Source organism: Streptomyces sp. NPDC060031, assembly GCF_042736805.1.
Taxonomy (GTDB): Bacteria; Actinomycetota; Actinomycetes; order Streptomycetales; family Streptomycetaceae; genus Streptomyces.
In genome coordinates, this window is the sequence record NZ_JBHWVM010000001.1 from 182,210 (window position 1) to 205,801 (window position 23,592).

Annotated in this window: 20 protein-coding genes; 11 read left to right on the plus strand and 9 right to left on the minus strand. The window is 72.5% G+C overall.

Annotation, left to right across the window (positions count from 1 at the left end; genetic code table 11):
* The first annotated feature begins 193 nt into the window (after positions 1-193).
* The 3 genes from ACFWB8_RS00770 (at position 194) to ACFWB8_RS00780 (ending at position 4,672) form a co-directional block, all read left to right on the plus strand.
* Positions 194-310 (plus strand): class III lanthipeptide, encoded by a 117-nt coding sequence (locus tag ACFWB8_RS00770; protein WP_385220408.1) that lies wholly within the window; start codon positions 194-196, stop codon positions 308-310.
* Positions 311-416: 106 nt separating this feature from the next.
* Positions 417-3,131 carry a class III lanthionine synthetase LanKC gene (lanKC, locus tag ACFWB8_RS00775; protein ID WP_385220411.1) on the plus strand — a complete coding sequence of 905 codons (2,715 nt, stop codon included), beginning with the start codon at positions 417-419 and terminating at the stop codon, positions 3,129-3,131.
* Positions 3,128-4,672 carry an ATP-binding cassette domain-containing protein gene (locus ACFWB8_RS00780; RefSeq protein WP_385220414.1) on the plus strand — a complete coding sequence of 515 codons (1,545 nt, stop codon included), beginning with the start codon at positions 3,128-3,130 and terminating at the stop codon, positions 4,670-4,672. Before lanKC ends, ACFWB8_RS00780 begins: the two co-directional genes overlap by 4 nt.
* Here ACFWB8_RS00780 and ACFWB8_RS00785 read toward each other — a convergent pair.
* The 6 genes from ACFWB8_RS00785 to ACFWB8_RS00810 form a co-directional block, all read right to left on the minus strand.
* A complete protein-coding gene (locus ACFWB8_RS00785; protein WP_385220417.1) occupies positions 4,669-7,518 on the minus strand; it encodes an AAA family ATPase in 2,850 nt (949 codons plus the stop codon). The genes ACFWB8_RS00780 and ACFWB8_RS00785 overlap by 4 nt on opposite strands.
* Before the next feature lie 129 nt (positions 7,519-7,647).
* A complete protein-coding gene (locus ACFWB8_RS00790) occupies positions 7,648-8,322 on the minus strand; it encodes a response regulator (RefSeq protein WP_385220420.1) in 675 nt (224 codons plus the stop codon).
* Entirely contained in the window at positions 8,310-9,434 is a 1,125-nt protein-coding gene (locus tag ACFWB8_RS00795; RefSeq protein ID WP_385220422.1) for a sensor histidine kinase, read from the minus strand. Before ACFWB8_RS00795 ends, ACFWB8_RS00790 begins: the two co-directional genes overlap by 13 nt.
* Positions 9,435-9,677: 243 nt before the next feature.
* Positions 9,678-10,667 carry a hypothetical protein gene (locus tag ACFWB8_RS00800; protein WP_385220425.1) on the minus strand — a complete coding sequence of 330 codons (990 nt, stop codon included), beginning with the start codon at positions 10,665-10,667 and terminating at the stop codon, positions 9,678-9,680.
* Complete coding sequence (locus ACFWB8_RS00805) at positions 10,664-11,920, minus strand: MFS transporter (protein WP_385220428.1); 1,257 nt, start codon at positions 11,918-11,920, stop codon at positions 10,664-10,666. Before ACFWB8_RS00805 ends, ACFWB8_RS00800 begins: the two co-directional genes overlap by 4 nt.
* A complete protein-coding gene (locus ACFWB8_RS00810) occupies positions 11,920-13,269 on the minus strand; it encodes a discoidin domain-containing protein (protein WP_385220431.1) in 1,350 nt (449 codons plus the stop codon). Before ACFWB8_RS00810 ends, ACFWB8_RS00805 begins: the two co-directional genes overlap by 1 nt.
* Positions 13,270-13,582: 313 nt before the next feature.
* On the opposite strand from ACFWB8_RS00810, the gene ACFWB8_RS00815 reads away from it, so the two are divergent.
* The gene (locus ACFWB8_RS00815) at positions 13,583-15,070 is read left to right on the plus strand and encodes a DUF2079 domain-containing protein (RefSeq protein WP_385220434.1); all 1,488 of its coding nucleotides are present in this window, start codon (positions 13,583-13,585) and stop codon (positions 15,068-15,070) included.
* A 26-nt stretch (positions 15,071-15,096) separates the two neighbouring features.
* Here ACFWB8_RS00815 and ACFWB8_RS00820 read toward each other — a convergent pair whose 3' ends face one another.
* Complete coding sequence (locus ACFWB8_RS00820; protein WP_385220436.1) at positions 15,097-15,630, minus strand: flavoprotein; 534 nt, start codon at positions 15,628-15,630, stop codon at positions 15,097-15,099.
* A gap of 113 nt (positions 15,631-15,743) precedes the next feature.
* On the opposite strand from ACFWB8_RS00820, the gene ACFWB8_RS00825 reads away from it, so the two are divergent.
* The 3 genes from ACFWB8_RS00825 (at position 15,744) to ACFWB8_RS00835 (ending at position 17,862) form a co-directional block, all read left to right on the plus strand.
* Positions 15,744-16,919 carry a helix-turn-helix domain-containing protein gene (locus tag ACFWB8_RS00825; RefSeq protein ID WP_385220439.1) on the plus strand — a complete coding sequence of 392 codons (1,176 nt, stop codon included), beginning with the start codon at positions 15,744-15,746 and terminating at the stop codon, positions 16,917-16,919.
* Between the two features lie 92 nt (positions 16,920-17,011).
* Entirely contained in the window at positions 17,012-17,329 is a 318-nt protein-coding gene (locus tag ACFWB8_RS00830; protein ID WP_385220441.1) for a hypothetical protein, read from the plus strand.
* 209 nt (positions 17,330-17,538) lie between these two features.
* On the plus strand, positions 17,539-17,862 hold the full coding sequence (locus tag ACFWB8_RS00835) for a hypothetical protein (RefSeq protein WP_385220444.1): 324 nt from the start codon (positions 17,539-17,541) through the stop codon (positions 17,860-17,862).
* 148 nt (positions 17,863-18,010) lie between these two features.
* Here the strand turns inward: ACFWB8_RS00835 and ACFWB8_RS00840 are convergent, their stop codons facing one another.
* Both ACFWB8_RS00840 and ACFWB8_RS00845 read right to left on the minus strand, forming a co-directional pair.
* Positions 18,011-19,297: a ricin-type beta-trefoil lectin domain protein gene (locus ACFWB8_RS00840; protein ID WP_385220446.1), complete on the minus strand. Its 1,287-nt coding sequence runs from the start codon at positions 19,295-19,297 to the stop codon at positions 18,011-18,013.
* Between the two features lie 123 nt (positions 19,298-19,420).
* Positions 19,421-20,167 carry a PP2C family protein-serine/threonine phosphatase gene (locus tag ACFWB8_RS00845; protein WP_385220449.1) on the minus strand — a complete coding sequence of 249 codons (747 nt, stop codon included), beginning with the start codon at positions 20,165-20,167 and terminating at the stop codon, positions 19,421-19,423.
* Between the two features lie 316 nt (positions 20,168-20,483).
* On the opposite strand from ACFWB8_RS00845, the gene ACFWB8_RS00850 reads away from it, so the two are divergent.
* The 4 genes from ACFWB8_RS00850 to ACFWB8_RS00865 are packed head-to-tail and all read left to right on the plus strand — an operon-like array spanning position 20,484 to position 23,422.
* A complete protein-coding gene (locus ACFWB8_RS00850) occupies positions 20,484-22,058 on the plus strand; it encodes a sensor histidine kinase (RefSeq protein ID WP_385220452.1) in 1,575 nt (524 codons plus the stop codon).
* Positions 22,055-22,462, plus strand: a complete 408-nt coding sequence (locus ACFWB8_RS00855) for a roadblock/LC7 domain-containing protein (protein ID WP_385220455.1) — start codon at positions 22,055-22,057, stop codon at positions 22,460-22,462. Before ACFWB8_RS00850 ends, ACFWB8_RS00855 begins: the two co-directional genes overlap by 4 nt.
* Positions 22,459-22,821, plus strand: a complete 363-nt coding sequence (locus tag ACFWB8_RS00860; protein WP_385220458.1) for a DUF742 domain-containing protein — start codon at positions 22,459-22,461, stop codon at positions 22,819-22,821. The genes ACFWB8_RS00855 and ACFWB8_RS00860 overlap by 4 nt, the downstream gene beginning before the upstream one ends.
* Positions 22,802-23,422, plus strand: coding sequence for an ATP/GTP-binding protein (locus ACFWB8_RS00865; protein ID WP_385220461.1), 621 nt, complete (start codon positions 22,802-22,804; stop codon positions 23,420-23,422). The genes ACFWB8_RS00860 and ACFWB8_RS00865 overlap by 20 nt, the downstream gene beginning before the upstream one ends.
* Positions 23,423-23,592 lie beyond the last annotated feature (170 nt).

Here is a 23,592-nt window from a genome sequence, read left to right on the forward strand (position 1 = left end):
ACGACGCCGGCCACCACCATTCGCGCCCGCCCGGGCCGCCCCTTCCCTGGGGGCGGAACGCGGGGATTACGGGGGTCGATCCCCCATGTGCGGGTGCGGCGCCTCGCGTTGACTCGGGCTCGCCGATCGGCCGGTACGGACCCCCGCTCCAGTTGCGAGCACCGCACACTCGACCACCGAGGAGGTGATCCGGATGAGCGTCCTCAAGCTTCAGAACCTGCAGCCCCGCACCACGCAGAGCAGCGCCGCGACCGTCAGCCTGACGAGCAGCAGCAGCGACTGCTGCAAGTCCCCGAACCGCCCGGAGTGACCTGATGGCGATCCGTGCGGGGCCGCCAGCGGTCCCCGCACGGATCCCGCCGTTTTCTCACCGGCCGCTGCCGGCGGCGGCCCCTCGGACGAACACAGAGGCTGACATGCGCAACGAACGATGGGTCTACCGCTTCCTCTTCGCCTGGAACGACACCCTGTTCTTCGACCCGCTCGACGTGTTCTACGAACCGAGGGCGGACCATTTCCTCGCCGGTCTCGACGAGGAGGTGCGGGCGCGTTTCGTCCGCAGCGGCATCTGGTGGAGCCATCGGCACAACCCGGCCTTGCCGGCACAGGGCTGGAAGATCCACGTGTCGGCGAGTCACCGCCGCGTGCGCGAGGTCGCCGCATCGGTGATCGGACACCTGACGGAACGCGGCATCGACTTCAAGATCGCTCTCGATCTCAACGTCTTCGAGATGCTCAACTCCAAGGCCATGTCCAGGGGCAGCGGCGGCAAGCTCGTGACCGTCTACCCGCACGACGACGACGAGTTCCGGGAGTGCCTGGCGGATCTGGCCTCCCTCCTGGAGGGCGTCGAGGGTGCGTACGTCCTGTCGGACCTGCGGTACCGGGACAGCAAGGCGCTCTACTTCCGCTACGGCCAGTTCCTCGACACCCACCGCGTCGACGTCCTCGGGCGGCGGCTGCCGCAGATCCTGGGACCGGACGGTCCCGTCCCCGACGACCGTCGCCCCGGCTACGCCCAACCCGACTGGGTGGCCTGGCCGTTCGACGACTGGAAGCCCGTCGAGGAGCCCGAGGGGGACGGCTTGGTCGGCGGCCGGTTCCGGGTGACCGGGGCGATCCAGTTCTCCAACAGCGGCGGGGTGTACACGGCCGAGGACACGGAGAACGACGACCGGCCGGTGCTGCTCAAGGAAGCCCGCCCGCACACCAACATCAACCCGCGCCAGGACCACGACGCCGTGGACATCCTCGCCCGCGAGTGGATGTTCCTGAACCGGCTGGCCGACGTCGGCTCGTACCCGGCTCCGATCGCGAAGTTCACCCACTGGGAGCACCACTACATCGCCGAGGAGTTCATCGACAGCTCCGACATCCGCTCGGTGCTCCTCGAACGCAACCCGCTCGCACGACCGGGGTTCGACATCGAGCAGTCGCGGGATTTCCTGCGGATCTTCCTCAACGTGTTCCGCGGGCTGGCCCGTGCGATCGGGGCCGCCCACGAGCGCGGTGTGATCCTCACCGATTTCACCGCCGCGAACCTGCTCATCGATCCCGACACCCACGAGGTGACGATCGTCGACCTGGAGGCCTGCCGGCTGGCCGACACCGGCACCGGCACCGGCACCGGCACAGACAGCGACAGCGCCGAGGCCTCGCTGGGCAAGCCGGTCGAGCTGTACACGCCGGGGTTCAGCCTCTCCCGCAACCGCTTCAAGGCGTTCGGGCCGGAGGGTGACCTGTACGCCCTCGCCACCACCATGGCGTACTTCATCTTCCCGATCGCGGCGATGTCGTACCTGCGCGAGGACGTCCTCGACTCGTACCGGATCTTCATCGAGGGCCTGGGCTGGCCGATGCGGATCCACGACCTGCTCACCGACCTGGCCGGCAACCGGATCACCCTCGCCGACGTGCTCGAGATCCTGGAGGACGAGGCGGACCTGCTCGGCCAGGTCGCGGCCACACCATCGCGTCCGGTCGTCGAGGAGCAGCTCGGGCTGGTGGAGGCCGAGTCCGGGGTGGCCGCGTTCGTCGAAGCCGTGGCCGACACCGGCCGCAGCACGCTCTTCCCGGTGGACCCGTTCGCGCACGTCACCAACCCGCTGAGCCTGGGCTTCGGGGCGAGCGGCGTCCTGTGGGCGCTGGACTCCTCCGGCATCCCGATCCGGCCCGAGTGGCGCGACTGGCTGAGCGGCGAGCTGGCCGGAATCGACGTGGCGCAGTACCCCGACGGCCTCATGAACGGCCTGTCCGGCATCGCCTGGGCGGCCGACTCCCTCGGCCTGCGGAGCCGGGCCAGGGAGTTGCTGGCCCAGGCCAACCGGCGCGCGGAGGACAAGGGCGACCACACCTTCTACTACGGTCTAGCCGGGGTGGGGATGGCGAACCTGCGCTTCTTCCTCCGCGGCCACGACCCGCGCGATCTCACCGCTGCCCGAAAGTGCGCGCGTGCGCTGCACGACTCCGTACAGCGCGACGGAGGGCACGCCTTCTGGCTGAACGAGTTCTCGGACAAGGGCCCGCTGACCGGCCTGGGCTTCGGGCAGGCCGGCGTCGCGATGTTCCTGCTGAGGATGTACCAGGTCGCGGGCGAGGAACGCCATCTGCGGCTCGGGCGGGAGGCGCTCGCCTGGGAGATGGCGCAGGCCAAGCCCATCGACGACGACGGCGGCCCGGTCATGTTCCAGCACGAGGGAACCATGGAGCCGTACGTCGAGGTGGGCTCCGCGGGCGTGGTGCAGGTGCTGCTGCGCTACGGGGACCTGGACGCGGCGCGCACCGTCCTGCGCGGGCTGGACGTCAGGTACTCGGTACTGCCGGGGTACGGCTTCGGCATGAGCGGGGTCGCCGACGCGCTGCTGGACGCGGCCGAGTTCACGGGCGACCGCTCGTACCGCGACACCGCGCTGCGCCAGCTCGACTTCGTCCGGAAGGTGTTCCTGTTCGAGCCCGCCGAGCGCTTCGCGCTGCCGCGCCTGGACGGCCGGACCCCGCTGGGCCTGCCCGGGGAAGGACTGCTGCGCTGCTCCTGCGACTACCTGACCGGCTCGGCGGGTGTGCTGCGGGTGCTCCACCGGGTGAACAACGGCGGCGCGGCCGACTTCCTGCTGGACGAGGCGGCGCGGTGAAGCAGTTGTGGCGCACGCTACGGGGCCACCGGGTCCCGTTCGTGGCGATCCTCGCGGCCGAGGCGGCCACGGGCGGGCTGGAGGCCCTGCTGCACCCGCTGCTGCTCAAGGCCCTGTTCGACCAGGCGATCCTGACCGCGGACTTCCGCCGGTTCCTCTTCCTCGGTCTCGGCTACCTGCTGCTCGGGCTGACCCTCAACCTCGCGGGTTACGGGATCTCCTGCCGGCGCAAGCGGTTCGAGAACTCGTTCATGCTGGTGCTGGAGACGGAGCTGCTGGGCCGCACGCTCGGCCTGGACGGCCGCAAGGTGTCGCAGGCCGGGAACGCCTCCTACGTCAGCCGCATCCACAACGACGTCTCCGAGGGGGTCCTGCCGGCCGTCGACGTCTCCATCCGCATCGCGCGGCAGGCGGTCGCGTCGGTCGTCTTCCTCGGCGTACTGCTGTACCTGTCCTGGCAGGCCAGCCTCATCCTGCTGGTCATCGTGCCGCCACTGGTGCTCGTCAGCAACCGGCTGGCCAGGCGGATCGAGGGCAACACCGAGCCCGAGCGCGAGGCGGAGGCCCGGTACATCAACAGGCTGACGCGGACGCTCGAGTCCTTCCACGCACTGCGCGGTCTGCCGTCGCTGGTGCCCGGCACCCGCGCGGCGAACCAGGACGCGCTGCGCGGGTTCCTCGGCATCACCTTCGTCAACTTCCGGCTGGCGCAGCGGCAGCGGACCCTCAGCGACCTGGTCATGAACCTGTCGGACACCGCTGCGATGATCATCGGCGCCTTCTTCGTGTTCTCCGGCAGGATGTCCTTCGGCAGCTTCCTGGCCTTCGTGAACTCGCTCTGGCGGGCCGTCACGGGGATCTTCGACCTCGTCAACATGATTCCGCAGGCCCGCCGGAGCACCGCCGTCCTCAAGCGGATCGAGACGCTGCGCACCGCCCGGCAAGCGCCCTACCACGACGAGGGAGCCCTGGTACGGGTCCACGGCGCCCGGGTCAGGTACGGCGATGTCGACAGCGACGGCGGCGCGGACGGCGCCGATGTGGGGATCGACGACTTCGAGCTGCGCGCCGGCGAGCACGTACTGCTGCGCGGGCCCAACGGCTGCGGGAAGACCACGCTCCTGCACATCATCTCCGGGACCCTCGCCCCCGACACCGGGACGGTCACCCTGCCGCCCCGGGTGGCGAGCCTGACCACTCCGGTGAACCTGCCCCCGCTGCCGGTGCGCGAACTGGTCGCCGACGAGCGCCTGCGTACGTCGATGGGGCTGGAAGCCCTGGCCGACCAGCTGCCCTCGGAGCTGTCGTCCGGCCAGCGCCAGCGGGTCGGCGTCGCCGCGCTGCTCTGCGAGGACGCGGACGTGTACCTCGCCGACGAGCCGTTCGCGAACCTCGACGAACACGGCCGGGAGCTGGTGTTCCGGATGCTGCGGGAGCGGACCGGGAGCCGCGCCCTCCTGGTCGTGCACCACGGGGACGAGGACCTCGACGGCCGCTTCGACCGGGTGGTGACCCTGGCGGGGGCCGCCGCGCTCTCCTAACCGGTGGCCAGGCCGCGGGCGGCGGTGGCGAACGCCGCCCGGTTCGGGTGGCCGGTCTTCTGCAGGAGGCTCGCCACGTGCTTCTCCACCGTGCGCGGCGAGATGTGCAGCCGCCCGGCGATGTCCTTGTTGCCGATCCGTTCGGCGAGCAGCCGGGCCACCTCGAACTCGCGGACGGTGATGCCGAACCGGCGCAGGTCCGGCGGCACCTGCTCGGTACCGGCGCGCCGCTGCCGTACCGGCGCGCCCATCCCGCGGAGCAGGGCCCGGCAGGCGCCCGCGACCGACGGGAGGCCCGCGCCGTGGAAGTGCTCCTCCGCCTCGCGCAACCAGTCGACCGGCGCGCCCCAGCCGTCCTGGTACGCCGACCGCGCGACCAGCCGCAGGCACAGGTGGCGCGCCATCGGGTAGGGCTCGGCCGCCTCCAGCGCGGCGCTCGCGGCGGCTGTCGCCTCGCCGGGGCGACCCTCGCGGCCGAGCAGCACGGCGTGCGCCAGGCCGACGAACTGCCGGTTCCAGCGGGTGGCGCTGACGCTCGCCTCCGCGACGTCGGCGTGGTGGCGCCGGCCCATGCGCCCGGCCAGTACGCCCAGCAGCAGGATCACGCCGTGTCTGCCGAATTCGGCGGTCGCCGGGTTCTCCGCGTCGTAGGCGAGCGCCTGAGCGAACTCCTGTTCGGCGGCCTCGTGGTGCTCCTCCAGCAGCGAGCAGAACCCGCGCGCCGGACCGTACGCCATCGACCGCAGGCCGGGCGCCGCGTCGATGAGCGGGGCCAGGGCCTCCAGCGCCTCCTGCATCTCGGCGCGCCGGCCCTGGTGGGCGCAGCGCACCGCCTCGGCCAGCCGCCACATGGACAGCGCCCGGCCCATCCCCAGCCGCGCGGCTTCGCCCGCGCCCTCGCGGATCCGGTCCCGGGCCGCCTCGAACTCGCAGCGCTGGATCCGGTCCAGCGCGAGCACGAAGCCGGCGTCCTGTGCCACCGGCCACGCGCCCATCCGCCGGGCCAGGGCCCCGGCCTGCTCGACCCGGGCCGTCCCGCCGCCCTGCCGGGCCGTGATGCTCGCCAGGTACACCTCGGCGGACACCCGCAGTACGGGGAGCCGGTGCACGTGGGCGATCGCTCGGGCCCGCATGAAGCGTGCCGCCGCGGCGGGCTCGTCGCGGTCCCACGCCAACCGCCCGAGCAGCAGCAGGGCTTCGCAGGCCACGGCCGGCCGCCCGCCCCGCTCGGCCGTTTCCGCCGCCCGCCGGGCGAACGCGGCGGCGGTGGCGAGCCGGTCGGGCGCGCACCCGCTCAGCTCCACGTGCGCCGCGGCGAGGTCCACGGGGGCGGCACGGGCCGGGGCGGGCCGGCCCCCGAGCAGCGAGCGGGCGGTGTCGAGGTGCCGGAGCGCTTCCGCGGGCCGGCCCCGCAGGGTGGCGATGCCGGCCAGTCGCGCGTGGAGCCCGGCCCGGCGCTCGGCGGGTACGCCGTGGGCGACGCCCGGGGCTTCCAGGTCGGCGGCCAGCGCGGGCGCCATGTCGAACCGTGCCGAACAGGCGACGGCGTCGAGCAGACGCTCCAGCACCGTCGCGAACAGGTCGGGCGCGGCGTCGGGGTCCGCGAGACGGTGCGCCCGGGTCAGCAGCTCCACCGCCCGTTCCACCGCCCCCTCGGCGGTCGCCCGCCCCGCCGCCCGGCAGTACAGGCGGGCGGCCTCCCCGGTGTCGCCGGCGTGCCCGTGCAGTTCGGCGGCGTGTGCGCACCACGCCCCCGGCAGCCCCGGGTGCAGGTCGGCCAGTGCGCGCGCCGCCCGCCGTGCGTACCCGGCGCGCTCGCCCGGTCCGAGGTCGTCCAGCAGGGCCTGCGCCGCCCACTCGTACCGGAAGGCGTACCACTGCGTGCTCGCCACGTCGGGCACGATCAGGTACGAGGCGACCCCGGCGCGCAGGATCGCGGACAGCTCGCTGTGCTCCCGGCCGAGCGCGTGGTGCAGCACCGGCAGCGGGAAGCGCCGCCCGAACAGGGCCGCCGTGCGCAGGAACTCCACGCCGAGCGGGCCGAGTGCCCCGGCCCGGCGTATGACGCTGTCCGCGACGGCGGCGGGGACGCGGCCGGTGCGGTCGTGGACGAGCTCCTTGACCACGAACGGGATCCCGGCACCGCAGGTCACCGCCCGGTGCACGAGCTCGGAGCCGACCTCGCCCGGGGCGATCCCCAGCTCGGTCGCGACCAGGAGGTGCACGTCGGGGCGGTCGAGGGGGCTCAGGTCGACCACGGCCGCGGCGCCGCGCTGCCGTGCCCGCGCGGCCAGCTCGGTCGCCGCGCAGGGTTCGCGCCCCGCGATGAACAGGAGCACGGCCGGCTGTTGCCCGATGTGGTCCAGGAGGTACTCGACGACCGCCAGGGTCGCGGCGTCGGCCTCGTGCAGGTCATCGAGGACGAGCAGACACCCCCGCCGGCGGCCGACGACGGCGATCAGGCGCAGCACGGTCTCGCCGACCATGATGTGTGACGTGGCGTCTTCGCCCGCGCCCCGGGTGTCGGTCAACAGCCGGGCCAGCACCGGCCCGTAGCGCCCCAGCTCGTCCGGGTCCGGCAGCAGGCCCGCCCGGGCGAGCTGGAGCAGCGCTTCGACCACCGGCCGGTACGGGACGACCGGGCCCACCGTCCCGGCCCGCCCCTGCGCCGTGACCATGTCCGCCGAGGCCGCCGCGGCGACGGCCTCGGCGCCGAGCCGGGTCTTGCCGACGCCCGGCTCGCCGGTGACGAAGAGCGCTCCCCCGTGCCCCGACCGGGCGGCGGCCAGGGCGGTCACGATCTGCCCCATCTCGGCCTGGCGGCCGATGAGTTCCCCTCGCCTCAAATGCCGGCCTCCGGATATGTGAACGGCACGTACCCCTGCAGGACGATACGGAGGGGGCGGCCGCCGCCAGTAGCCGCCCGTTTGGGGGGCTTGCGCCGAGTTGTCGGCCCGGGTTGTCGGCCCGGTTCGTCAGCTCCCCTCGATGCTGTCCTCGCGTACCCGCCGGGCCAGGTCGAGTTTCGTGTGGGTGGGTCGGCCCGCCTGCTGGTACTTGGCCTTGACCCGGTCCAGGTAGTCCTTGGCCGTGTGGACCGTGATGCCCGCGCGCCGGGCGGCCGACTTGAGGGTCATCCCGGACGCGTAGTCGAGCAGGATCTGCCGTTCCCGGGGGGCGAGCCGGGGGCGGGCAGGGCTGCTGTCGTAGGCGCAGGCGAAGGCGAGTTCGGCGGAGTGGGCGCCCCGGCCCGCCGCGACGTCCTGGATGGCGGCGACCAGCGTCGGCAGGCCGTTGTCCTTGGTCAGGTAGCCGTCGGCGCCGGCCTGGAGGGACTCGATGATCCGGGAGCGGTCCGGCACGGTGCTGATCACCAGGACGCGGCTCCCGGAGCCCCGCAGCCGCCGGATGTTGTCGGCGGGTGCGGAGCCGTCCCGCAGGAGGAGGTCGAGGAGGACGACGTCGGGCGGCGCGCCTGCCGACTCGTGCGGCTCGCGGGGCAGTTCCGCGTCCGGCTCGCCGAGGAGTTCCCCGACCGTGGCCGCGGTCGCCACCAGCCGCAGCTCCGGTACCCCGCCCAGCCAGGCCCGCATCCCGTCGAGGAGCATCCGGTCGTCGTCGACCACCGCGACGGTGATCACGCGGGCCATCTCAGCTCCACCCGTACGCCCTCGCCGGGGGCGGTGTCCACGCTCGCCCGGCCGCCCGCCTGCGCCATCCGGCCGTGGACCGAGCCGCGCAGCCCGAGGCCGGGCACGTACCGCTCGGGGTCGAATCCGGGCCCCCGGTCGACCACGGTGACGACGGCCCCCCCGAGCCGGTCGGGGTCGTGCGTCGCGGTGAGGTAGGCGTGTCCGGTGCCCGCGTGCCGGCGTACGTTGTTCAGGGCCTCGCGGACGGCATCGGCGAAGGCGGCGGCGACCTGCGGCGGCACCGTCGGCAGGTCGTGGTACTGGGCGGTGACCCGCAGTTGCAGGCTCTCCACGGAGCCGACCGCCTCCTCCAGGGCCGCACCGATCTCCCGGTGGGGCACCTCGTCGGCGGTCTGCTGGATCAGCCGGCGCAGGTACGCGGCCTCGCGCGCGCACCGCTCGCGCACCGCGGGGGCGTTGGCGTCGACCCCGCCGGCGGCGAGGGTGGTCAGCGTGGCGAGAACGGTGTCGTGCAGCGCCCTGTGGTGCTCCAGACGCTCGGCGTAGCGCGCCTTGTGCGTCTCGGCGCCCAGGGCGCGGGCGTTGGCGTCGTCGAGGAGGCGGCCCTGTCGGCGCAGGTACCACCAGAAGACCCACGCCATCACGGCCGATGACAGCACCGAGTTGACGTGGCCCACGACCGCGGTGCTCGCGCCCACCAGCTGATAGCCGACGAGGTGGGCCGCCACGAGGAGCGCGAGGGCGGCGAGGGCCTGGAGCCGTTCGAGGGCGATGGACGCGGCGGCGCTCGCCGATCCGCCGAGCAGCATCGCCCACTCGAGCGAGGCGGGCTCGCGCGCACCGCCCCACGTACAGAGGAGGAACGGCAGCGCGCACCCGGTGACCATGACGTCCGCCCAGATGTGCCGCGGGTCGAACCAGCCGCGGCGCAGGGCCGCGCCGTAGCCCAGGACGCTCAGGCCCAGGGCCACGGCGAGCCCGATGTACTGGGCGGGAAGGACCCGCTGGTGCTGGGCGACCGCCAGTGCGCCGGCCGTCAGATGGCTCGCCCGGTAGAGCATGGTGGCCAGGATCATGAAGGACTGGGCGCGCTGGCGCCCCGACCCCACCCCTGGCGTCCCCCGCAGTGCCTGTAATCGCGGTATCGCCGACAAACCGGCTGACAACCCCACTGATATCCCCATGGAAACCACGCCTCCCCGCACCGGCGGCACCGCGGGATCCCAGACGTCATCCCGTGCGGAACGGGGGTTGGGGCCACGCTGCCCGCCCATGGTCGTTGACGTCTCGTATTTTGCCGCAGCGGGGATCAGGCGTCTGTCCGATGGCAGCCAGGTGGCGGCCCATTCCGGTCAGTTCACGGCGGCGGGTGAGGAGCCGCCGGGGACGAGGAGGCGGGGCTCGGCCGTACCGTCCGCCGGGACCGCCCAGATGTCGCTCGCGCGCCCGCCCTGTCCCGGGAGGGCGTAACCGATGGTCGTGTCGTCCAGCCAGGCCGCCTGGTCGTCGACGCTGCGGGACTCGGCGAGCGGGTGTTCGCGCATGTCCGCCAGTTCGAGGACGTACAGCCGCCACGGCGCGGCGGGGTCGTCGGAGACCTTCTTCTTGAAGGCGACGCGGGTGTTGTCCGGGGACAGCGACGGGCATTCGGCGTTCTCGCGCAAGGCCTTCGCCGACCAGTTCCGCAGATCGCCCTCGACGAGGTGGGTGCGGCCCTTGGTCGACACCGTGGCGTAGAAGCGATTGTCGTCCCGGGCGAAGGTCACTCCCCAGTAGTTGACGTCGGGGGCGTGGTAGCGGGCTCCGTCGATGGTCAGCGGGATCTCCTCCATCGACTTGATCAGGTAGCCGGTGCGCAGGTCCATGATGGACGTCCGGGTGGAGAAGGCCGAGGTGGCGTAGGAGTCTCCGGTCGCGAAGGCCGTCCATGACAGCAGGTTCCCCGAGGCCGAGACGCGGGCCCGGTTGGGGATGCCGGGGACGGTCACGCGGTTGACCTCGCGCAGCTGCCGGTCGAGTACGAGGGCCTGGGTGCGGGCCGGGATGCCGGGCAGCTTGCGCAGGCACAGGACGCGGTCCCCCGCGGTGTGGAAGCGGTCGCAGGAGGGGCCTCCCGTCGCGCGCGGGCCGCCGGCGCCGCTTTGGCGGGTGACCAGCCCGGTGGCCGAATCCCGGAAGTAGAGCCCGGGCTCGGCGAGGCTGAACGAGCCGTCCGCAGGGGCCTGTCGGGACGGCAGGTCCCGATGTCTGGCGTGCAGTACGTAGCCCAGGGAGCCGCCCGCGAGAAGGAGAACTGCGGCCACGACGAGGGCGAGGCGGAGCTGCTGCGGGCGGGGTTTCACGGTGCCTCCGGGGCGTCGAGCGAGGGCGGCGGTGCGGGCAGGATGCGCCAGGCGGCCGCGAGCGCCCCGGCCAGCGCGAGCGCCGCCGTCCACAGGGCGGGCCCCTGCCCCCAGAAGGTCCAGGCGGCCCCGAAGCCGGCCGCGCCGAGGAGGCGGGCCAGGGCCTGGCCGGTCTGGAGCACCGCGAGCCCGCCCGCCCGGCCGTGCGCGGGCAGTACGGGGCCGGCCAGCGCCATCAGGACGCCGTCGGTGGAGGCGTAGAAGACGGCCAGGAGCCCCAGTACCACCACCACGGTCGGCCAGGCGACCGGGACGAGCAGTACGGCGTACGCGCCGAGCAGCGCGGCGTGCCCGAGCAGGAACGGCAGCCGGCGCCCGGTCCGGTCGGCGGCCCGGCCCACCGGGACGGCGAGCAGCAGGTAACCGGCGGCGGCGCCGAGCGGGAGCAGCGGGAACAGGGCGGGCGGCAGGTCGAGTCCGCGCTGGATCAGCAGGTAGAGGAAGGCGTCGCCGATGGTGGCGGCCCCGAGCAGGGACGCGGCGTACAGGACCCGGCGGAAGGCGGGGTCCCGAAGTGGCGTGCGCCGCGGCGGGGTTGAAGTCGGCGTTGCCGGGACGGCCGTGCCGGGGGCGACGGCCGGGACGTACAGGACGAGCAGGAGCACGCCGAGCAGGCCCGTGCAGAAGCTGACGGCGAACACCGCGTCGTAGGCGTCGGCGGTAGCCCACAGCACGGCGAAGGCGGCGAGCGGGCCGAGGAGCGCGCCGGTGGTGTCCATGGCGCGGTGCACGCCGAAGGCCCGGCCGAGCGTCTCCGGCGGGCCGCTGAGCGAGATCAGGGCGTCGCGCGGGGCGGTGCGGACGCCCTTGCCGAGGCGGTCGGCGGCGAGCGAGGCGGCGATCGCGGCGGTGGCGCCGCCGGCGAGGAGCAGCCCGAGCCGGGAGAGCGCGGAGAGCAGGTAGCCGGCGCCGGCGACCCGTTTGTGCCGGCCGCCGCGGTCGGCGAGCCGGCCGCCGAGGAGCCGAACGAGCGCGGTCGCGCCGTTGAACATGCCGTCCAGGAAGCCGAACTGGAGTGGGGAGAGGCCGAGGCCCAGTACGAGGTAGAGCGGCAGCACCGCCGCGACCATCTCGGAGGAGACGTCGGTGACGAGGCTGACCGCGCCGAGCGCGAAGACGGTGGCGGGGACGCGCCGCCGGGCCCCTGGGGGGCGGGGCGGCGCGTCCGGGCGGCCGGTGTTGGCCAGGTACATCAGTGGCAGCTGTACTTCGGGCTCGTGTCCTTGACCTGCCCGTCGCTGCCGACGTAGGTCCACCCGTAGCCCGAGTCGGTGAACTCCAGCTTCAGGACCCCGTATTGGCCGCTGATGCGCTTTTGGCTGTTGGGCTGGACCTGCTCGATCGGGTAGGGCTCGGCGCCGCCCATGCCCCCGACGATCTCCACGATCCCGTCGGCGGCCGCCTTGCCGTCGGGGTTCTGCGGGGCGAACCGCTCGTAGTGGTGGTCGTGCCCGTTGAGGACGAGGTCGGCCTTGGCTGCGTACAGGATCTTCCAGACCGGCTTGGAGACCGGGTCGTTGCCGTGTCCGCCCGACGAGTACAGCGGGTGGTGCCAGTAGGCGGCTACGCACTGCTTGCCGTTGGCGGCGAGGTCGGCCTTGAGCCAGTCGATCTGGGCGGCCTGGTCGAAGGAGTTGGAGTCGAGGGCGATGAAGTGCCAGTTGCCCTCGTCGAAGCTGTAGTAGCTCTTGCCCTGCGGGTAGGCGATGTTCCCGAAGTACGCCTTGTATCCGGAGAGGGGGCCGGCCGGGTCGTAGGTCTCGTGGTTGCCGGGCACGGGGCGGGTCTTGGCCTTGAAGGCGCCCCAGGTCTTGTCGTAGTAGGCGCGGAAGTCGGCGAGCCGGGCGTCGTCGTACTGGTTGTCGCCCATCGTCAGGTAGAACTTCGGGTCGATCTGCCGGGCGAGCGCGGCGGTCTTCGGGTGCGCGCAGCCGCTGTCGGAGGCAGTGCACTGGGCGGCGATGTCACCGGCGGCGACCACCGTGAAGGCGCCGCCGGGGGGCGGTCCGCCGTCGACGGCGCCGTACACCTCGGCCTCGAAGAGCGAGTAGCCGTACGCCGTGCCGCGGGCGGTGCCGTACACGCGCAGGTACCTGCCCTTGCCGGACAGGCCGGTCCAGTCGTCGGTGGCGCCGTTGCCGGCCTTCTCCTCGGCGATCGGGGTCCAGGTCGCCCCGTCCGCGGACACCTCGACGCGGTAGGCCTTGGCGTACGCGGCCTCCCAGGTCAGCTTGACCCGGGAGACGGTGGCGGTGGCGCCGAGGTCGACGCGGATCCACTGCGGATCCTTGCCCTCGGCGCTGGCCCAACGGGTCGCGGGGGCGCCGTCGAAGGCTTGGGCGGCGCCGAGCGAGGAGCTCTCGGAGGAGGAGGCGGTGGCGGGTTTGCCGCGTGAGATGAGCGGGTCGGCGGCGGCTCCGGCCCGTCCGGGCCAGGCGAGGAGGAGCCCGCCGACGAGCGCGAGCACCGCGGTGACGACGAGGAGGGCGGGGTGGAGTCCGCCGCGGGACGTTGGGGGGTGGGTGGAGGTGTTCAGGCGCATACCTGGACTCCTTGGCGGGGGGCGGCGAGAGCTGGGCACCGGTGCGGGACACCACCACAGACCGGGGAGCGGCAGGGGGCAGTGTCACGGCGGCCGGGTCAGAGCTCTCACTGAGCGCGTCATGCCCGGGGTTCGGGCACCGCGCCAAGCCGCCGACGGGGAGCGTAGCGGACAGGAAAGTTTCCTACCAGTGGTTGAACCCGACCTGTGGTCCGCATCCACGGGGAACCCGGGCGAGCGGGCTACGATCGACAGTCGCCGCCCCCGCCCCGTCCCCCGCCCCGTCCCCTCATCCGACCGACCATGGGTAGACATGTCGATACATTCGGGCCTCGAGCGTCCGCACCAGGACTCCCCCGCACGCCCCGGCCCGCGCACGAACGTGCGCGCGCGGGCTCGCGAGGCCGCCCTCCCCGCGGCCGTGGTCGCCGTGCTCTTCGTCTTCTACACCGTGTTCTCGGTCCGCCGTCACTCCCTGATGCTCACCACCGGCTATGACCTGGGCATCTTCGAGCAGGCGGTACGTTCGTACGCCGCGGGGCACTGGCCGGTCGCCTCGCTGAAGGGGCCCGGCTACAACCTCCTCGGGGACCACTTCAGCCCGATCACCGCGACGCTGGCGCCCTTCTACCGGATCTGGCCGTCGGCCCTCACGCTTCTCGTCGCCCAGGCGTTCCTGTTCGCGCTCGCGGCGTATCCGCTGTGCCGGTGGGCCCGGCGCGCGGTCGGCAGGGCCGCCGCGATCACGGTCGGTTTCGCGTACGGGGCGTCATGGGGGATCGCGTCGGCGGTGGTGTTCGACTTCCACGAGATCGCCTTCGCCGTGCCGTTGCTGGCCTTCTCGCTGGCCGCGCTCGGTGAGCGCCGGTGGCGCGCGGCCGTCTGGTGGGCGCTGCCGCTGGTCCTCGTCAAGGAGGACCTCGGATTCACGCTGGCCGCGATCGGGCTGTACGTCGCCTGGTACGGCTCCCGGCGGCTCGGCCTGGCGACGGCGGTATTCGGAGTGGCCGCCTCCCTCGTGGAGATGTTCGTCGTCCTCGCGTCCGTCAACCAGAACGGCTACGCCTACACGGAGTCCCTCGGCGGCGACGGGCCGACCGGGACCGCCGCCGCCGTGGAGCGCCTCCTGGGGCTGCCCCTGCAACTGGTGTGGCCCGAGCCGAAGGTCCACACGCTGCTCTTCCTGGCCGCCATCACGGGGTTCATGGCCTTGCGCTCCCCGATGGTGCTGCTGTGCCTGCCGACGCTGGGCTGGCGGTTCGTCTCCGACAACGCGTCCTACTGGGAGACGAGGTTCCACTACAGCGCCGTGCTGATGCCGATCGTCTTCGCGGCCTTCATCGACGTACTGGCCCGCCGTCGGCACGCGGCCGAGGCGGGCGACGCGGAGGTCCGCAAGGCGGCCAGGACCTCGCAGCGGGCCTCGCTCGGGATCACCGCGGCGGTCGCGCTGATCGTGCTCCCCCTCTTCCCGTACCGGCAGTTCCCCGACCTGTTCGCGGACGATCCGCACGTCACGGCGGCGCGTTCGGCCCTCGCCGCCATCCCCGACGGGGCGAGCGTGACGGCGTCGAACCGCTTCGTACCGCAGCTCACCGGCCGCTGCGACGTGACCGTCCTCGGCTACCCGGACATGAGGCCGCGGTACACGGCCCAGTGGATCATCAGTGACACCAAGGCCCCGTCCGGCTGGCCGATGTCGGCCGAAGGCGAGTCGGCGGCCCTCGACGAGGCCTTGGCGCAGGGCTACCGGATCGTGACGGAGCAGGACGGCGTGGTCCTGCTGGAACGCTCGGCGTAGGCCGGGAAGGTCGTCCTACGGGTTGGCTACGGGCGGTGCTCGTCGACCGCGTCCAGCGCCGCAGCCCACGGGTACGGCCGCTTCTCGCCCGGTGCGTTCGGCTCGAACCCGCCCGGGCCGTGCAGCACCCGGACCCCGGCCCCTCGCAGCGTGTGCACCGACACCGGGAACTGCGGGTGCTGGGCGTACGCCGAGTTCACGCACGGCATCGCCGTCAGCGGGATGCCCTTGCCGATGGCCTCCGCGATGAACCCGACCAGCCACGTGCCAGTGATTCCGAGCGCCCAGGAGTTCAGCGTGTTCATCGTCGCCGGGGCCACGAGCACCGCGTCTGCCGGCGGCCACACGTCCGGGTGACCGGGCCGCTTGTACCGCGAGCGCACCGGGTGTCCGGTGAGGGCCGTTAGGCCGGGCAGGCTGTCGTCCAACCAGTCGGCGGCCGTCGGTGTGAGGCCGAGGCAGACGTCCCAGCCGCGGCGCTGCGCGTCCTCGACGACGCCAGCGATGTCGAACACGGGCGGGGCGGCCGAGCAGAGCAGGTACAGGGTCCTCGTCGTCATGACGCCCGAGCCTATGCAATCGCCCCCGATCCGCTCGGAGTCGGGGCGATCGGTGACCCGGCGCGCTGTGCGCAGGTACCGTCCTTGATGACGAGTTTTGGACGGAGACCAGTATGCCTCTACTCGAGGATGAGCACACCGGTTCCCGGATTCGGGAGCAGCGGCGCCTCGCCCGCCTGACGCAGCGCGAGCTGGCCGACCGGATCCCGTACAGCCTCAGCCTGCTGAATCAGGTGGAGTGCGGCGCACGCCCCGCCACTCCCGGCTTCGTGGCGGCCGTGGCCCACGCGCTGCGGGTGGACTCGTCCAAGCTGACAGGACCTCCCGCTGAGACCGCTCTAATTGCTGACCGACTCCTCGCGCTGGTCGCCCCGATCCGGGAAGCCCTCGACCGCTTCGACCTCGGGCCGAACCCCGACCTCGTCCGCGTGCGGCCGGCGTCGGACCTGATCGCCGAGGCGGACGCCCTGTGCCAGCAGGTGCGAGCCACCCACCTTCGCGCTGCCGCGAAGGCGCTGCCCGCGCTGATCGTCGAGTTGACCCACACGGTCTGGACGGCCCCGTCCACCGCAGCGTGGCGGGCACTGGCCTCCGCGTACCGGACCGCCCACGACGTCGCGCTCAAGCTCGATTACCCGGACCTTGCCCGCGTCGCCTTGGACCGTATGGGCTGGGCCGCAGGACGAGCGTCGGACCCGTGCATCGAGGCGGTACAGCGGTACAAGCGCGCGACGCTGTGGCGCTGTGCCACGTCCGCACCGCTGATCGCGTCGGGGCACGCGCTGCTCGCCGGCCAGACGAATCGCGAGGCTCTGGCCGTGACCGGACAGCTCCACCTCGGGCTGGCCACGGTGGCCGCAAAGGCCGAGGACGCGACCGCGGTGGAAACCCACCTGGGCGCGGCTCGGGAGCTGGCGGAGCGTGTCGGAGGCGAGGCCGGTGATGTGCACTGGCTCAGCTTCGGGCGGGTCAACGTGCGGCTGCACGAGCTGGGCACGGCGATCACCATGAGCAACTTCGATGAAGCCCTCGGCCGGGCCCGCACGATCAAGCTGCCGGAGTCGACGCTGACCTCGCGCCGCGCCCGCTACCTGGTCGACCGGGCGCTGGTGGAAATGGAGGCGGGCTCGGCAAAGTCGTCGCTCAAGTTCCTATCCGAGGCCCGGAAGGTGTCGCCGGAGCAGACCCGGCATCTGCCAGGCACTCGGGCCACGATCCGCAGGCTGGTGCACATGTCGCGGCGCGCGCCGGACAGCCTGGGTGGGATGGCCCGCTGGGTCGGGATGTAGCACCGGCAGCACTCACAAATCTGTGAGCATTCAGAGCCGTTCCCGCTGCCAGGCTGGTCTCACCACCCGCTGACGACGGTAGGGAGCACGCCGTGACCAAGAGCCCGGAGGACCTCATTGCGAGAGCCCTCGTACCGTACGGAGACCGCCCCGACGCGGTACAGGTCGCCCGTCTCGTCGATGACCTGCTGACCGCCGGCCTCCAGACGGGCTACAAGCGGCATGCCGTGCCGGAGGCGGAGCAGTCCCACGCGCTCAAAGCCGCCGTGCAGGAGTGGTGCGACCTGGTGCGGACCGGGCCCAGGTCTGAGACCGGCAATCCGAACTGGGACTTCGCCCGCGCGCTCGCCCGAAACCTCCAGAGGCTCGTCGCCGCCCTGCCGCAGCAGCAGCCGGCCGTGTCGCCGTGAGCGAACTGCAGGGTCAGGCCCTGTACGTCTTGAGCGTCCTGGCCGTGCTCGGCGCGATCGCCATCGGCATCATCCGCCCCTGAGGCTCCCGGTCGTCTGCGCGTCGGCGTGCACGCAGGCGACCGTGCCTCCCGCCCCGGCCCCGGCGACCCCCTTCACGGGGTCCGGGGCGGACCACGCACCACTCGACCGCACACCGAGGAGAAGACATGGCCTGCAAGAGCAAGCCCGCAGGACCGCCCCCGCCCTGCTCCACCGGCGGACCGGTCACCGACACGACGTCCACCATGCCGCTGGCCGTCAAGCCGGGCAGTGTCCGCTCGCTGCTCAGCGACGCCCAGTTCAACGACGTGATGCACACGGTTCTCGACAACAACCCGGGCATGGAGCCCGGCCTCGCGGCGATGTGGATCGACCCCGGGTACGCCGATGTCGTCGAGGCCATGCGCGCGGTTCGGTACGCGCAGACCCCGGACCGGCAAGGTCCCGCGGTGGTCCGGGGGTTCGTCGTGGCGGAGCCTGACGAGAGCTGACCTGCGCCACCAGCCCCGGCCGGGTTCCCTTCCGGCCGGGGCTGTTCCCTGACCAGCTGCGCGCTGGACGTCTGGACATGGCCGGCAGCCCAGCGGTACGCCGATCGCGTCCGCGATCGGGATCAGGGTGTCGAGGAGCGCCGTGGGGTCATCGGGTGAGCGTCCACTTCTGGTTGGCGGCTCCGGTGCAGGTCCAGATCTGCAGCCGGGTGCCGTTGGCCGAGCTGTTGCCGGCGACGTCGAGGCACTTGTTCGCCTGTGGGTTGACGATGTCCCGGGCGGCCGGGACGGCCCACTGCTGGGCCGCCGTGCCGTTGCAGTCCCACAACTGCACCTTCGTACCGTCGGCCGTGCCACCGGACGCCACGTCCAGGCACTTGCCCAGCGCCCGGATCGTGCCGTCGGACCCCGCGGACCAGCTCTGCGCGGCCGTGCCGTTGCAGTCGTAGAGCTGTACGGCCGTCCCGTTCGCGGTGCCCGCGCCCGCCACGTCGACGCACTTGCCGCCGAGGCCGGTGATGGCACCGCCTCCGGTGGGCGGGGCGGGGTCGCTGGTGACCCGGACGTAGTCGACCAGGAGCTGCTGGGGGAAGGCCGTGCTGCCGTCGGGGTCTCCGGGCCAGTAGCCGCCGACCGCGAGGTTGAGGATCACGAAGAAGGGCTTGTCGAAGACCCACTGCCGGCCGCCGAGGTCGGCGGGGGTGCGCCGCTGGTAGACGGCGCCGTCGACGGTCCAGGTGATGGCGTTCGGGCTCCAGTCGACGGCGAAGGTGTGGAAGGCGTCGGCGAAGGCCTGGCCGCCGGGCAGGGTGTACCCGGCGCCGATGCCGCCGGAGCCGGAGTACCCGGGACCGTGCAGGGTGCCGTGGACGGTGGCCGGTTCGAAGCCGACGTTCTCCATGACGTCGATCTCGCCCGAGGCGGGCCATCCGACCTGGCCGATGTCCTGGCCCAGCATCCAGAACGCCGGCCACATGCCCTGCCCGCGCGGGATCTTCATCCGGGCCTCGACGCGACCGTACGTCGTGGTGAACCGGCCGGAGGTGTTCAGCCGGGCGGAGGTGTACTCGCACCTGCCGTACCAGCACTGGTGGTTGTCGGGGTTCTCCCGGCGGGCGGTGATGGCCAGATGGCCCTGGCCGTCGAGGGCGGCGTTGCGGTTGCCCGCGGTGTAGTACTGCCGCTCGTGGTTGTTGACGTTGTCGCCCGTCTCGATCTGCCACTTCCCGCCGTCGACGGCGGCGCCCGCGGGCCCGTCGAACTCGTCGGAGAACGTGACGGCGACCGACGCGGCTGACGCGGCTGACGCGTCCGCGACGGCCGCGGGGGCACGGCCCGCGGGCACGCCCCGGGCCAGTCCGGTGGACAGCGACGCGAGGGCGAGGACCGAGGCCAGAGACAGCAGCAGGCGGCGGGATAAGCGTGGGGAGTCCATGACTCTCCCTTCCGGGAACATGAGGAGCCCTGCTTAGTTCACTGCGTGATTTAAGAAGTGAACAAATCCCGTGTCAAGGGTTCGCGTCCGCATCCACGTCATGAAGGCGCGGACCTTGGCGGCCTATCCGCCGTCGCCGATCCGCACCAGTGCGAGCGTGATGTTGTCCGGACCCCCGGCATCGATCGCGGCCTTCCACAGCGCGAAGGCCGCCCTGCCGTCCTCGTTCACCCGCAGCAGGGCCTCGATCTCCTCGTCGGGCACGGGATCGGTCAGCCCGTCGCTGCACACCAGGTAGCGCTCGCCCACGGACAGCGTCCGGGACGCCACGTGGGGCGTCACCGCGCCGAACACCCTGCTGCCGCCGAGGGTCTGGGTAACGGCCGATGTGGTGCGCTGCCCCGGCGCCGGCGGCGGGCTGTCGTCCACGCTCACCTGGCGAAGTCCGCCCGGCGCCACGTCGTACACCTTGCTGTCGCCGACGTTGAACGCCAGCAACGAATCGGCCAGGACCAGGACGCCCGCCACGGTGGTTCCCATGGCGGTCAGCGCCGGGTGGCCCCGGGCCGCCGAGTACACCTCGTCATTGCACAGGTCCACAGCGTCACGAAGGGCGCTCGCACCGTCGAGCGAAGGACCCAGCGTGGAGAGCCGACGTACGACCAGCGCGCTGGCCACTTCACCGGCCGGGTGCCCGCCGAGCCCGTCGGCGACCGCCACGACGAGGGGTCGGCCGAGCGGGAACACGAGGGTCTGGGGATTGTCGGTCACGGTCGCGCACAACGTCCACGGTCCGATGACGAGACTGTCCTCGTTGTGCTCGCGAACCAGCCCGGCATGGCTCAAGGCGGTCACGGCTATGTACGGCACTCCTCCATTGTCGCGCCGATGCGGCGGCGACGGCGGACCGTCGGGAATCAGCCGAAACGGCGGAGCCCGGCCCGGTCGCGGACCGGCGTGCGACACGGGCGCCTGGAGGGGCCCGACGGGCCCTGAAGGCGCGTACGACGGAACCGGCCGGTCCGGACGGCAGGACCGGGCAGCACTCATTTCAGGACAGGACGCATCACCTGAACTCGGTTGGCCGGTCCGCATCATGACCTGTTGTCAAGACACGTACACGGAACCGATAAGATCCCGGGCTGTTGTCCAATGATCTTTCGTTTTCGATCGTTTGAGGGTTCTGATGGTTCGAGAGGGATCGTCGCCCGGAGGTACGGGGCCCAGCTCACCCGTCGCGTGGGCGCTGCCCGTCCTGGTGACCGCCGCAGTCGCGGTGGCCGCCGTGGCCGTGGTCTCCGCACCCGCCCGCACCCCGGTGGCCTGGATCGGAGCCGCGGCGTTCGTCGCGGTCGCCCTGGCTTGCGGTGAGGCCGCCCGGCGCGGCAAGACGGTGGCGGCGCTGCGGGCCACGGTCGCCGCGCAGGAGGCGACGCTGTCGCGACAGCAGGCCGAGACCGTCCGGCTGGCCGAGACGCTGTTGCCCGACGTCGTGGCGCGGCTGCGCAAGGGTGAGTTCCCCGAGGATGTGCTGACCTCCCTGGAGGACCCCGGCCGCCACCAGCCCGGTCTGACCCCGGAGTTCAGGAACGCCCACGACGCGGTGCTGCGCTCCGTGCTCGACGCCGTGGTCGCGGAAGAGGACCTGCGCGACTCCGCGCAGCGCGCCTTCGTGAACATCGCCCGCCGCGTACAGGCGATCGTGCACCAACAGGCCCAGGAACTGCGCGAGATGGAGGACCGGCACGGCCAGACCCCGGCCGTCTTCGGCGACCTGCTGCGCCTCGACCACGGCACCGCGCTCATCGGCCGGCTCGCCGACTCCATCGCCGTCCTCGGCGGTGCGCGGCCGGGCCGCCAGTGGAGCAAGGCCGTGCCGCTGTACAGCGTGCTGCGCGGCGCCATGTCCCGGATCATCGACTACCAGCGCGTGGAGCTCCACTCCGTCTCGCAGGTCGCCGTCATCGGGCCCGCGGTCGAGCCGCTCATCCACGCACTGGCCGAGCTCCTGGACAACGCCACCCGCTACTCCCCGCCGCAGACGAAGGTCCACCTGACCGCCGTCGACGTGAACTCGGGCATCGCCATCGAGATCGAGGACGGCGGCCTGAGCATGAGCGAGGAGGCCCGCAAGCGGGCCGAGCGCATGCTGCGCCAGGCGCAGGAGGGCATCGACCTCACCGACCTCGGCGAGACGCCGCGCCTGGGCCTGGCCGTGGTCGGCCGTCTCGCGCAGGCGTACAACTTCCGTGTGTCGCTGCGATCTTCGGCGTACGGCGGCGTGCGCGCCGTCCTGGTCGTCCCGCAGGACCTGATCACCACCGTCACGACCGCGACCGGTGTCGCCCACGGCATCGGCACCTCCTCGGGGCCCCGGGCGGCCCTGGAACCGGCCGCCGCGGGCCATGCGGACCGGGCGGACCATGCGGACCGGTCGGACCGGTCGCAGCCGATGCCGCGCCCGGCCACCGGCCCGCAGTCGCCGGCCGCCACGGACGAGGACGAGGCCCCCGCCGTGACCGAGCGGACCCCGAACGGGCTGCCGCAGCGGCGCCGCAAGACCCGCGCCACGGCGCCCGCCGAAGCCGCCGCCCAGCCGGCCACCGCCCCGGTCCCGCAGCGGGCCGAAGCGCAGCCGGGCCTGTGGCTGGCCGCCTTCCAGAGCGGCCTGTCCGGGGACGGGGACGGGGACAGCCAGACCACTGCAGGGCAGAACACAGACGTCTCGCCGGTCTCGGCGGGCAAGGGGGAACAGCCATGAGTCAGCAGCAGACCAATATGGACTGGATGCTCAAGGACCTGGCCGAGAGCGTTCCGCAGACCCGGCACGTCATCGTGCTCTCCGCCGACGGCCTGCGGATGGCCCAGTACGGCGCGGAGACCGACACGGCCGACCGCCTCGCCGCCGCCTGCGCCGGCCTGCAGAGCCTCGCCGGCGCCGTCGCCTCCGAACTCCCGCACAGCAAGGGCCGGATGCGGCTGGTCGTGATCGAGATGGACGGCGGGTTCTTCTACCTGATGGCGGCCGGTGCCGGGGCCTATCTCGCGGTGCTGGCCGACGAGGGCGTCGACGCCGGACTGATGGGCCAGCGCATGCGCGACCTGGTGGCGCGGATCGGAGAGCACCTCAGCAGCCCGCCCCGCAGCGACAGGCAGACCGCGTGAGCGACCCCGGGGGCCGCGACTGGGAGGACGGCATCCCCGAGCGGCTCTACGTCATCACGGGCGGTCGCAGTGGGCCGTTAGTGCCCACCGACCTCGACCTGGTCACGCTGATCGTCGCCAGGTCCGGGCCCCGGCCCGGCATGCAGCCGGAGCACGCGGCGATCATGCGGCTGTGCCAGGCACCGCTGTCGGTGGCCGAGATCTCCGCGTACCTCGGTCTCCCGGTGAGCGTGGTCACCGTACTGCTCGACGATCTGCTCACCGCGGGGCAGGTGCTCTCTCGCGCACCCGTCACCCGCGCCCAACTCCCCGACCTGGCATTGATTGAGGCAGTGATCGATGGACTTCGAAAGCTCTGAGCTGCCCGCGGGGCCGCGGCGCGAGGACGTACTGCCGGCCACGGCCGCCGCCGCGGTCAAGGTGGTGATCGTAGGCGGTTTCGGGGTCGGCAAGACGACCCTGGTGGGCGCGGTGAGTGAGATCCGGCCGCTGACCACCGAGGAGACGATGACCCAGGCCGGTGTCGGCGTCGACGACACCGCGGGCGTGGAGCGCAAGAGCTCCACCACCGTCGCCATGGACTTCGGCAGGATCAGCATCAACGAGGAACTGGTGCTGTACCTCTTCGGCACCCCCGGCCAGCAGCGCTTCTGGTTCCTGTGGAACGGCCTGTTCGAGGGTGCGCTGGGCGCGGTGGTCCTGGTCGACACCCGCCGGCTGGAGGTCAGCTTCGACGTGATCGGCCGGCTGGAGGAGCGCGGGGTGCCGTTCGTGGTCGCCGTCAACTCCTTCCCCGACGCTCCCGAGCACTCCCTCGAGGAGCTGCGCGGCGCCCTCGACCTGCCCGCTGCCGTACCGCTGATCGCCTGTGACGCCCGGCGGCGCGACTCCAGCCGTGACGTACTGATGACGCTGATGCGCTACCTGCACTCCCTCGCCGTGGCCCCGGAGGCATCGTGAGCACGCGAGCACCTGCGGCTGGCGGTGATCGCGGCAGGCGCGTCTCGTCGTAGCCGTCGAGCGGACGGGGCGCAACCGGACGGCATCGTCGGAACATCTAAGCTCTTGATCGTTCCGGCCGTCGGGGGGTCGTCTCCCGGGATGACTCGGCTGCCGCGGACGCTTCGTAT